Origin of the sequence: Lactobacillus sp. IBH004 (genome assembly GCF_026185255.2) — a bacterium.
In the GTDB taxonomy this organism is placed as follows: Bacteria; Bacillota; Bacilli; order Lactobacillales; family Lactobacillaceae; genus Lactobacillus; species Lactobacillus melliventris.
This window is the reverse complement of sequence record NZ_CP110217.2, coordinates 1,156,558-1,168,820: the sequence shown is the minus strand read 5'-3', so window position 1 is coordinate 1,168,820 and position 12,263 is coordinate 1,156,558. Positions and strand designations below refer to the sequence as shown.

The following is a 12,263-nucleotide window of genomic DNA, read 5'->3' as shown; positions in this document are numbered from 1 at the left end:
AATGTTGAAAAAAAATAAAACCACTTCAACTGATAAAGCCAAGAAAGTGCGAGTTTCTTCTCCTGCTTCAAGTTTTAGAGTAGTTGTACGAGAAGTTGTTAAGGACAGGAAAGCTTTAACTGCATTCATAGTGGTAGTCTTAGTTTTACTATTAACTTTTGGCGGATCACTATTCTTAAACTCTGATAAAGTTACTGAAGCAAATATAATCGATGCTTATACAGGCTGGTTCACTGATGGTCATATTCTGGGAACTGATGATGGTGGACGAGATATTCTTAATTTATTAATTATGGGTGGTCGTAATTCTATCCTTATCGGACTTGGGGTTACTGCTGTTTGTGAGACCGTTGGTTTAGTTGTTGGCCTTGTTTCAGGATATTATGGTGGCTATGTTGACGCTGTCATTATGAGAATAGTGGACTTTGTGCAGGTTTTGCCAACAATGCCTATAGAAATTGTCTTGGTAACTGTTATACCACATTACAGCCCTATTACTTTAGTTTGGATAATCTCGATGTTTGGCTGGACAGGTACGGCAAGATACTTTAGGGCATTTGTTCTTTCTCAAAGAGGAAGAGACTATGTGCTGGCATCAAAAACTTCTGGTTCATCAGACTTGAAAATAATGTTTAGAGAAGTCCTACCAAACATTGGCTCTATGCTAATTATTGATGTGGTACTGACAGTTGCCGGAAACATCGGTATTGAAGCAACTTTATCCTTTATTGGCTACGGGTTACCGCCTACAGTTCCTTCCTTAGGTACTTTAATTGGATTTGCCAATGATCCGGTTAACGTTGTCAACAGGCCTTGGTTATGGCTGCCGGCTACAATACTGCTACTAGCTATTTCTTTAAGTATCAATTATGTTGGTCGTGCTTTACAAAGGGCTGGAGATGCGCGGCAAAGAGAAAATTAAAACTTAGTTTTATCATTAATATTTTAAAATCTCTGCTAATGGATAATTTTGAAAAATTACTAAATTATTCATTAGCAGTTTTTTCTTTAATTTCTCTATCACTAACTTTTATGACAAGAAATTCAAAAATTAAACTGTTTAATTTCTACCCCATAAAGACTGATAAAGTTGGTATTAGGTATTTACGGCAACATTTAACATCAGAAATTGCTCTTTTTGAAATAAATATCTATTAAACAAAAATGAATAAACCGTTGCTTTTTTAATTTTATGTGGTAATATTTAATTATTAACTTGTTTTGAAAATTAAATTTTCCTGATAATAAAAAGGAGTTATGTAGAGATGAAAAAATCTAATTTATATAAATCATTGGGGGTAGTAACAGCAGCTGCTTTAACGCTGGTAGCTTGCGGTAAATCTAATAATAAGGCCAATGACAATTCTAATGCTAAAACAGCTAGTAAGTTTCCGGTAGCAGTACCCAAGAAGGAAGCTAAACAGGGTGGAACTGTTAAAGTTGCCTTAGAAACAGATACACCATTCACAGGAATTTTTTCTGATGAGTTAGCTATGAGTGCTATTGACAGTGAAGTTGCATCTCCTGGTGAAGAAGAACTTTTTGATACTGATGACAACTACAAGATTAACGATAAGGGTCCAGCTACAATGAAGTTGGACAATAAAAATAAGACTGTCACAATTACTGTCAAAAAGGGTGTTAAGTGGTCAGACGGCAAGCAAGTTAATGCTAAAGATATGGAATATTCCTATGAAATATTCGCTAATAAGGCCACACAATCAGAAAGATATACTAGTCAGTTAGCCACTATTAAAGGTTTACAAGCATATCATGATGGTAAGGCCAAGACGATTTCAGGTATTGAAATGCCTGATGGTCCTAACGGGAGAACAGTTGTGCTTCATTACCCTGAATTGAAACCAGGTATGAGCAACAGTGGTAACGGTTATTTCTGGGAATCAGCTGCACCATATCACTACTTAAAGAATGTTCCTTTTAGTAAGCTAAAAGAGTCTGATCAAATTAGGAAAAAGCCGTTATACTTTGGCCCATATGCTGTCAGCAAGATCGTTCGTGGGCAATCAGTAACTTGGACACCAAACAAATATTATTGGCGTGGTAAACCAAAATTAGATAAGGTCATTTACCAGGTTATTAATCCTAATTCCGCTAGTCAAGCAATTAAGAGTCACAAATTTGATATTATTCAGGTTATTAATTCACAATGGGATCAAGTTAAAAAGACTAAGAATGTAAATTTTGTCGCTCAAATTCCTTTGTCATATAGTTACATGGCATTTAAAGTTGGTAAGTGGGATGCCAAAAAGGGCAAAAATGTCATGAATCCTAATGCCAAAATGAATCATAAGCCACTACGTCAGGCAATGGCTTATGCGATGAATATTGACCAAGTTTATAAACACTATACCAAAGGGCTTTCTTTCCATGTCCCAACTTTGATTCCGGCACAGTTTGGTGATTACTATGATAAGAGCATTAAGGGTTATACTTACGACCTGAAAAAAGCAAACCAAATTTTGGATAAAGCTGGCTATAAAAAGAAGGGTAAATGGCGTGCTAAACCAAATGGTAAGCCGTTGAAAATTAATCTGTTGGCAATGTCAGGGAGTGCTGTACAAGAGCCACTTATTCAGAATTATTTGCAACAATGGCATAAAATTGGCTTGAATGTGTCCTTAGTCGGTGGTCGTTTGACAGAATTCAACTCATTTTATGATAAGGTTCAACACGATGATCCTTCAGTAGACTTGTTCTTAGCAGGTTGGAACCTTTCAAGTGAACCATCTCCAGCAGACCTTTACAAAGAAGCAACACCATCTAATTACTCACGTTTTGTAACTCCAGAGAACAGTAAACTACTTGATGAAATTGATTCTCAAAAGGCTTTAGACCATAAATATCGTGTTCAAAAGTTCCACGAATGGCAAAAATACATGTTTGACCAGGCTTATGTTGTTCCAACAGTAAATGCTTATAAAATTTATTCTGTAAATGACAAGATTACTGGATACTCCTTGAAGCCATCACAAAATAACAGTGGTCACCAGCTATGGTACCAAGTTGGTTTTGTTAAATAATAGAATTTAAGTAAAAATACCAGGCTAGCAAAATAGTTTGGTATTTTTTATTTTTGCTTTTTAAAGTTTTTCCTTAATACTTGTAGTGTCATACTGATATATATGAATCATTTATATCTTTTAAAATATAAATTTAATTCTTTATGATATTTATTACTCAAAACATTTGAAAGAATTTTTATTATTTGAATAATATTTATTTTTTAATTACTTTACTATTTATAGACAGTATAATTTCTGGATTTGCCTTGCTTTTTTAATGATTAATGTTAACATTTATCTGTTAGCTTGTTTCCAAAATACTATTAACTTTGCATATAAAGGAGACATGTATGATGAGAACAAGAAAAATTATAGGCACAGTCGGAATTGTAACAACAGCTGCGTTAACTTTAGTAGCTTGTGGTAAAAGCAATAAGAGCACTAGCAATGAGGGAGCTAAGACTGCCAGCAAGTTCCCAATTGAGACACCGGTTAAGACTGCCAAGAAGGGTGGAACAATTAAAGTTGCTGAAGTAACTGATACACCATTCACCGGAGTCTTTAATGAAGAACTGCAAATGGATCAACCAAGTGCTGATGTCGCAAGTCCAGGTCAAGAATCATTATTTGAAACAGATGATAATTACAAGATAAATGATAAGGGTCCAGCTACTCTCAAACTTGATCGTAAAGCAAAAACTGCAACTATTACAGTTAAAAAGGGCGTTAAATGGTCTGACGGTAAGCAGGTTACTGCCAAGGATATAGAATTCGCGTATGAGATAATTGCAAATAAAGCAACTAAATCTCAAAGATACGCCAATCAACTCAATATTATTAATGGGTTGAAAGAATATCATGAAGGCAAGGCCAAAACAATTTCAGGAATAGAAATGCCTGATGGTCCAGATGGACGAGTAGTAGTGTTACACTGCAAAGAATTAAAACCTGGTATGTATTATAGTGGTAACGGCTATATTTGGGAGGCAGCCGCACCATATCACTATTTAAAAGATGTTCCTTTCGCAAAACTGGAATCATCAGATAAGTTGAGAAAGAATCCTTTGTTCTTTGGTCCCTATAAGCTTGATAAAATTGTACGTGGTCAATCTGTTACCTGGGTTCCAAATAAATATTATTGGCGTGGTCAGCCGAAATTAGATAAAATTGTTTATCAAGTTGTTTCCCCGAACTCTGCTTCACAATCAATTAAAAATCATAAATTTGATATTATCAGGGTTACTAACAGCCAGTGGAAACAAGTTAAGGATACCAAGGATGTCACATTTGTTGCTAAAATTCCTCTATATTACAGTTATTTAGCTTTCAAGGTTGGTAAATGGGATAGTAAAAAATCAAAGAACGTGATGAATCCGAAAGCCAAAATGAATAACAAGGCATTACGTCAAGCTATAGCTTATGCAATGAATACTGATGCTGTTTATAGACACTATACTGATGGCTTAAGCTTCCAAGTTCCAACTTTAATTCCAGCAGAATTCGGTGATTATTTTGATAAAAGTGTTAAAGGGTATACCTATAACATTAAGAAAGCCAATCAAATCTTAGATAAAGCTGGCTACAAGAAAAAAGGCAAGTGGCGTGTACAACCTAATGGCAAGCCATTAACTATTCATTTCATGGCTATGTCTGGTAATTCAATTCAACAACCAATCATGCAAAACTTTATTCAACAATGGAATAAAATTGGTTTAAATGTTAAACTGGTCGGTGGCCGCTTGACAGAATTTAATTCATTTTATGATAAAGTTCAACATGATTCACCTGACGTTGACATGTTTATGGCTGCATGGGGTCTTTCGTCTGAACCTTCTCAAGAACAAATGTACAGTGAAGGGACAATGTCCAACTATTCACGTTTTGTCACTCCAGAAAATACGAAACTAATCAAAGAGATGGATTCTCAAAAAGCGTTTAACCATAAGTATCGTGTAGAAAAATTCCATGAATGGCAAAAATACATGTTTGATCAGGCTTATGTTGTTCCGCTTTACAATGCATATCAAATTGATGCCGTTAACAGCAAACTTACCGGTTATTCACAAAAGCCATCTAAGCAAAATAACGGACATCCACTTTGGTACAAGGTTGCTTATACAAAATAAAAGTTAATATAGAATAAAAATTAGAAGGCTATTGTTTTTTTGAAACAATAGTTTTCTTTTTTACACTCAAAAACTGGTATAATTTAGGTTATTAAGGAGATGATAGAATGGTTAGTACCAAGTTTATTAATCGATTAGATAAGAAATATAAAATTAAATTTAACGATCAGAAGTTATTAGAAGAAGCCTTTACCCACTCTTCATATGCCAACGAGCATCCTGGAGACGGCATTCGTGATTATGAAAAGTTGGAATTTTTGGGGGATGCAGTTTTAGAATTAGCAATATCTGATTACCTTTATCGTAATTTTTCGAGTCTTAATGAGGGTGAATTAACCAGGATGCGTTCTAATATTGTTGATACTGAAGGCTTTGCGGAATTTGCCCAAAAATTTGGCTTTCCGGCTGAAATTAATCTAGGTCATGGTGAGGAAAAAGCTGGTGCGCGTTCTCGTAAGACACTGCTAGAGGATGTTTTTGAAGCATTTAATGGAGCGCTTTTTCTTGATCAGGGCATGGAAGCAGTCGAACATTTTTTGAGTTTAACAGTGTATCCGTTAATTGATGCCGGGAAATTTGATGCTTCACGTGATTATAAGACAGATTTACAAGAATTGCTGCAGCAAAACGGACCAGTAAAGATTGAATACGAAGTCTTAAAAGAAGAACAGCTGCCGTCTAGTTTTACTGTACAGTTAGTTGTCAATGGCAAAGTATTGTCTCAAGGGCAAGGCCATAATAAAAAAGCTGCAGAGCAAGAGGCTGCAAAAACCGCTTTAAATAAGCTTAATTAGGGAGATGAGTGTGTGCCACTAACTGAACTAATAATTGACGGCTTTAAATCTTTTGCCGAAAAAACAAAAATAGAATTCGATACTGGTATTACTGGCATAGTGGGTCCTAATGGTAGTGGTAAAAGCAATATTACCGAAGCAATAAGATGGGTCATGGGAGAGTCAAGCGCCAAGTCTTTGCGGGGCTCAAACATGAAAGACGTGATATTTGCGGGCAGTGAATTTCGTAAGCCGGCCAACCACGCTGAAGTTTCCCTTATTTTTGACAACAAAAAAGGTGAACTTAATTTTAAGGATGACCAGGTAATTGTAACTCGGCGAATTTTACGGTCGGGAGATAACGAATATTTAATAAATAAAAAAAATGTTAGACAACGAGATGTCCGAGCCTTGTTTCTGGATTCTGGCATTTCACAAGAAAGCTTAGCCATTATTTCACAGGGACGGGTTGATCAAGTATTAAATTCCCGTCCTGAAGAGCGGCGCTCACTGTTTGAGGAAGCAGCTGGAGTATTACATTTTAAAAAGCAAAAAGAAGAAGCAAAAGTTCAATTACAACAGACCACCGATAACCTGGTACGCATCAATGATTTAGTAAAAGAACTGGAGCAAAGAATTGAACCTCTTCATGAACAAAGTTCTCTGGCAAAGGAATATCAATTTCAGAAAAAAGGTCTGGATCATGAACTAAAAACTTTGTTAGCATTTGAGATTCAAGATTTAGATAAACAAAAACAAACAGTGCAAGAAAAAGCTGACCAAAATCAAAATCTGTTAACAAAATTAGATCAAGAAGTTAAGACATCTCAGGGTGCGGTAGCTGACAAAAGAAAAGAGTTTCAGACTTTAAATGCTCAAAAAGATCAAATTCAAAATGACTTATTTTCGTTGACAAAAAAGCTTTCCGAAATAAATACGCATTTGCAAGTTTCCGAGCAGAGCAAACAGTATAATGAAGCTACTAAAAAAGAATATCAGTCCGAATTAAGCGACTTAAAAGAGCAGGTAGTGAGTAGCAGAAAGGAAACAACTAATCTGCTTGAAGAAGAAAGCCATCTAAAAAAAGAACAAGAGGAGCTAAATAATAAGAGAGTAGGGCTAACGACACAGCTTAAAGAAAACCCGGAACAACTGAACCAAAATTTAGAGCGGCTGCGGTCAAATTATATTCAGTTGTTACAAGATCAAACTTCTAATAACAATGAAATCGTTTATCTTAATTCTGAACTGAAAAAGCTTAGTGATAATACCCAACTGCAAACAAAAAATGTTTCTGATGAACTGAAAAAGGAAAAAGCTGAACTTAATAGACTTCAGGTGCAAGGCAAAAGTCTTAAAGAAAATTATCAAAATGTGAAACAACAGATAGAGGTTCTATCTGAAGAACAAAGGTTAACGCAAAATAATTTATTGACTTTGCAAACATCGCTTACTACAGAAAATCAGAAGTTCAGCCAATTAAAAGCACGCCATGATGCACTGGAAAATATCCGTAAACGCCATGAGGGGTATTTTTATGGTGTTAAAAACGTGCTAAATAATCTAGCAGATTACCATGGCGTTATAGGTGCAGTGGGTGAATTAATTACCTTTCCTGCAAAATATGAAGTTGCCATGGCTACGGCTCTGGGTAATGGAGTTCAAGATTTAGTAACTGCAACAAAGTTGGATGCTCGGGATGCCATTAACCAGTTAAAAGAAAATCGTGCTGGACGAGCTACTTTTTTACCCCTTGATGGCTTGCGGGAGTATTCGATCCCTTCCTCGACGATTAATACGATTTCTTCTTTCTCTGGCTTTCAAGGTATTGCAAGTGAAATAGTTAAAAGTTTGCCTGGTCAAAATATTACGCCCGCGATTAACTATTTGCTTGGAAATACTATAATAGTTGATACCATAAATAATGCGCTAAAAATTAGGCAACGCGTTTCTCGCTATCGTATTGTTACGCTTGATGGCGATGTTATTTCACCTGGTGGTTCAATGACAGGAGGAGTGCGCAATCAAAAAAGTAATTCTCCGCTTCAAACTACAGCAGAACTTGGTGAACTAAAGCAAAAAATTGGCAAATTACAGCTGAAAATAAAAAATAGCGAAGCAGATTTAGCTGTTGTCAATAAGAAAAATAATGTTCTGCTCAAAAAAGTGAAAGATACTCAAGCAAAGCTTCAAAATCTGAAACAAAATTTAGGTGAGACAGCACTTTCGTATCAAAATCAGGAAAAAGAAGTCAATAGGTTAAAAGCTGCTAATAGTTTATTTGAGCAGCAAAAAGAAGAACGCGATCAGGAAATTGATTCCACTAAGAAAAAGATTAGTTTCGCTGAAAAGGAAAAAAAGAGGTTTCAAACAGATATTTCTCAGCAAAAGCAAAAAATTAGTGATCTGCAACTGCGGATTAAAAACTTTACTGAACTAAATCATGATATTCAGTCCAAATTGAACGAGCTTGATCCGCAGATTGCTGTTTATGCCAACAAGTTGGAAAATATTACAAAACAAATATCTGAAAAAAGGCGGGATGCAAACCAGCAGCAAAAACAAATTTCTACTTTAGAGCAAAAATTAAATGAACTTAAACAGAATGATCTTCTTGATCATAAAAAACAGACAGCTTTTGAGCAGGAAAAAAATGATGGCGCCGTTAAGAAGCAGAAATTACAAAAGCAGCTTAATAGTTTGAGTTCTAAACTAGGCCAGTATGATGCACAAATTAACCAGCTTGATCAGGTGGCAAGCCGAAATTATGATCTGCGTAAAGATGCGGCTGCCGAGCAAAAAGAATATTCTGTCAAAATAGCGCAATTAAATAGCCAGATAGACCAGCGTTTAGATACCCTGAGTTCTGATTACTCGTTAACATATGAAGCAGCTTTGCATCAAGCAGAAAAGGAAAATACCGAAGTAAATCGTGCCCAACTGCAAAAAGATGTGAAATTGCATCGTATGTCTATTGCTGATATCGGGCCAGTTAATCTAAAAGCAATTGAAGAGTATGACAACGTTAAAAAAAGATATGATTTTCTTAATGCTCAACAAAATGACTTGCTAAAAGGGCGAGATAATTTAGAAGAATCAATGTCAGAACTTGATCAAGAGGTTTGTAATCGGTTTAAATCAACTTTCACTGCTGTAGCTAAAAGCTTCAGTGAACTATTCCCAGTTGTTTTTGGTGGTGGTAGTGCAAAACTAGTCTTAACCGACCCGGATCATTTGTTAGCTACTGGCATCGAAATTATAGCTCAACCACCAGGAAAGAAACTGCAAAGACTCAGTTTACTTTCTGGTGGGGAACGGGCATTGACCGCAATCACTCTTCTTTTTGCCATGCTGAAGGTTAAGCCAGTGCCATTTTGCGTGTTAGATGAAGTCGAGGCTGCGTTGGACGACTCTAATGTCACTCGCTTTGCCAACTTTTTAGAAGAATATGACATGCATACCCAGTTTATTGTAATCACACATAGAAGGGGCACAATGGAAAGAGCAGACCAGCTTTATGGTGTTGTAATGCAAGAATCAGGAGTTTCACAAGTATTATCCGTTTCTTTAAAAGAATTAAAAAATGAGGTGAAATAAAATTGGGTTTATTTGATAAAATTAAAAAATCATTGTTTGGTGAAAATGACGAAACCAAAAATAACGAAAATAATGATCAACCTAAAAACGAAAGTCCTAAAGAGGATCAAGACGTTTCCGCTGACCAAGCAGAAGATGAAAAAACAAAAATTACTAAAGACGGTAGTAACGAGTCAGCTGCAATAGAAAAAGATTCTGCTGAGACAGATGAATCTGAAAAGCAAAATGAAGATTTTACTACTTCATCGCTGGAGCAGACTCCAAATGAAGAAGCTGAGGACGAAACAGCTAGCGAAGATCAGGAGGATGAAACTGAGTTATATGAAAAAGGCTTGGAGAAAACGAATCAAGGTTTTGGTGCTAGATTAAATCGCTTTTTCGCACAGTTTAGAACAGTTGACGAAGACTTTTTTGACGATTTGGAGGAGCTATTAATTGAGTCTGATGTTGGCTATGAAACAGCTGAAGAACTGACAGACGAACTGCGTGATGAAGCTAAATTGCAAAAAGCCAAATCTCGAGACGATTTAAAAAAGGTGATAGTAGAAAAATTAGTTGACCTTTATGATGAAAGTGGTAATTCAGAAAATGAAAAGCTAACTGTTCATAATGACGGTAAACCAAATATCTATCTCTTTGTCGGAGTCAATGGCGCCGGTAAAACCACTACAATTGGCAAATTAGCAAAACGCTTTAAGGACCAAGGTAAGTCTGTTCTTTTAGCTGCAGCTGATACATTTAGAGCTGGTGCAGTTGAACAACTGTCTGAATGGGGAGAAAGAGTTGGTGTTTCTGTTGTAACTGGCAAGGAACAAGCCGATCCGGCTTCTGTTGTTTATGACGCCACGACAAAGGCTCTGCAAGAAAATTATGATTTTTTACTTGTTGATACAGCTGGTAGATTGCAAAATAAAAAGAATTTAATGAACGAGCTGGAAAAGATTGAGAGAACAATAAAAAAGCAAGCTCCAGAGGAACCTACTGAAACTCTTTTAGTACTTGATGGTTCAACGGGGCAAAATGCATTATTGCAGGCCAAAGACTTTGATAAAACTACCAAACTGACAGGTTTGGTGCTCACTAAGCTAGATGGTTCCTCAAAAGGTGGGGTAGTCTTAGCAATTAGAAATGAAATGAAATTGCCGGTAAAATTAGTTGGTCTAGGTGAAAAGGCAAGTGATTTGGCAGATTTTGATGCTGCAAATTATGCAGTCGGACTATTTCATGATTTAATTTAAGAATAAAATTTGTGCAAAAGGAAGATACTTAATGAAAGAATACAGTGCGTGTACAACAATTTTAGTAGGTAAAAATGCGTCGGTTGATGGTTCAACTATGATTGCTCGTAATGATGATACTTTTCGTCCTATTACGCCGCAAAAGTTCATTATCAGACCTGCAGCTAAAAATGAAAGTGGCCGTCAAATTAAATCTTGGTTAAACAATTTTAAGTTAGACTTACCGGAAAACGCTCAGGCGGTTCCAGCTGTACCTAACGTTGACTATAAAAATCGCGGCTATTACGATGAGAGCGGCATTAATCAAAAAAATGTTGCTATGTCTTGTACTGAATCGACATATGGCAATGAACGTGCACTGGCTTTCGATCCCCTGGTAAAGGACGGGCTTGACGAAGATTGCATGCAATCTGTTGTGCTGCCATATATTGATTCTGCTAGAAACGGAGTTGAATATTTAGGAAAACTGATTGCCAAATTCGGTTCGCCAGCTGGTAACTCAGTTCTCTTTAGTGATAAAGATGAAATATGGTACATGGAAATAGTTACGGGCCATCATTGGGTTGCTCAGCGTATTCCAGATGATGCCTATGCGATAGCAGCCAATCGGGTTTCAATTGAACAAGTGGATTTTGATGATTCGGACAGCTTTATGTGGAGCGAAGGCATTCAAGAGTTTGTGGCGCAACATCATTTAAATGTTGATCATCAAGGTTGGAATTTCCGCCACATTTTTGGCACTTATAGTGAACAAGATCGTTACTATAACACTAATAGAGTTTGGTACGGTCAAAAATATTTTAACCCTGAAATTGAACAAGAGCCGACTGACGGTAATTTACCATTCATTCGGCGTGCGGCGAAGAAAATAACCAGAGAGGATATTGAATTTGTCCTCGGCAGTCATTACCAAAACACACCTTATGATCCATTTGGTAAAGGAACAGAGGAGCAAAAACACCGTTTTCGGCCAATTGGATTAAACAGAACCCAAAATTCTCATATCTTGCAAATTAGAAATGATGTTGATCATGATAAAGCTGCTATTATGTGGTTGTGCATTGGTGGTCCAACTTTCACACCATTTGTACCATTTTTTGCTAATATGAAGGACACTGATCCTTCATACAATAATACTTCAATGGAATATAATCTCACTGATGCTTGGTGGTACTATAAATCACTGGCGGCTTTGGTAGAAACCCACTATCCACAATTTGTGCAATTGGATACAGATTATTTAAATGAATTGAACCAATATTATCGTCGCCGGGTTTATGATGTTATTAAAGCAGCAGGAGCTAAAAAAGGCAGTGAGCTGACTTCGTTTTTGACGAAAGCAAACCAAGAGACAGTTGCTTATACCAGAAAACGGTCTGAGAAATTATGGGCGCAAATGATGATTGACTCAATTAATATGTCAAAATTAACTTTTAATATGGATGAAAACCTATAAATTCAATTCTGGTTTAAAAATATTTAAAAAAGCCTGGAAAATTTTTCCAG

Annotated in this window: 7 protein-coding genes; all 7 read left to right on the top strand. The window is 36.3% G+C overall.

Annotation, left to right across the window (positions count from 1 at the left end):
* The first annotated feature begins 1 nt into the window (after position 1).
* The 7 genes from LDX54_RS05835 to LDX54_RS05805 all read left to right on the top strand — a co-directional run bounded on the left by LDX54_RS05835 (position 2) and on the right by LDX54_RS05805 (position 12,213).
* Positions 2-922 (top strand): ABC transporter permease, encoded by a 921-nt coding sequence (locus LDX54_RS05835; RefSeq protein ID WP_046325045.1) that lies wholly within the window; start codon positions 2-4, stop codon positions 920-922.
* Between the two features lie 343 nt (positions 923-1,265).
* On the top strand, positions 1,266-3,041 hold the full coding sequence (locus LDX54_RS05830; protein WP_265666619.1) for an oligopeptide ABC transporter substrate-binding protein: 1,776 nt from the start codon (positions 1,266-1,268) through the stop codon (positions 3,039-3,041).
* Between the two features lie 335 nt (positions 3,042-3,376).
* Positions 3,377-5,149 (top strand): oligopeptide ABC transporter substrate-binding protein, encoded by a 1,773-nt coding sequence (locus tag LDX54_RS05825; protein ID WP_187157513.1) that lies wholly within the window; start codon positions 3,377-3,379, stop codon positions 5,147-5,149.
* Positions 5,150-5,256: 107 nt separating this feature from the next.
* The gene (gene rnc / locus LDX54_RS05820) at positions 5,257-5,943 is read left to right on the top strand and encodes a ribonuclease III (RefSeq protein ID WP_046325042.1); all 687 of its coding nucleotides are present in this window, start codon (positions 5,257-5,259) and stop codon (positions 5,941-5,943) included.
* A 12-nt stretch (positions 5,944-5,955) separates the two neighbouring features.
* On the top strand, positions 5,956-9,519 hold the full coding sequence (gene smc, locus LDX54_RS05815) for a chromosome segregation protein SMC (protein ID WP_265666620.1): 3,564 nt from the start codon (positions 5,956-5,958) through the stop codon (positions 9,517-9,519).
* Between the two features lie 2 nt (positions 9,520-9,521).
* A complete protein-coding gene (ftsY, locus tag LDX54_RS05810) occupies positions 9,522-10,757 on the top strand; it encodes a signal recognition particle-docking protein FtsY (RefSeq protein ID WP_198202152.1) in 1,236 nt (411 codons plus the stop codon).
* A gap of 31 nt (positions 10,758-10,788) precedes the next feature.
* On the top strand, positions 10,789-12,213 hold the full coding sequence (locus tag LDX54_RS05805; RefSeq protein ID WP_265666621.1) for a C69 family dipeptidase: 1,425 nt from the start codon (positions 10,789-10,791) through the stop codon (positions 12,211-12,213).
* The last annotated feature ends 50 nt before the right edge of the window (positions 12,214-12,263 follow it).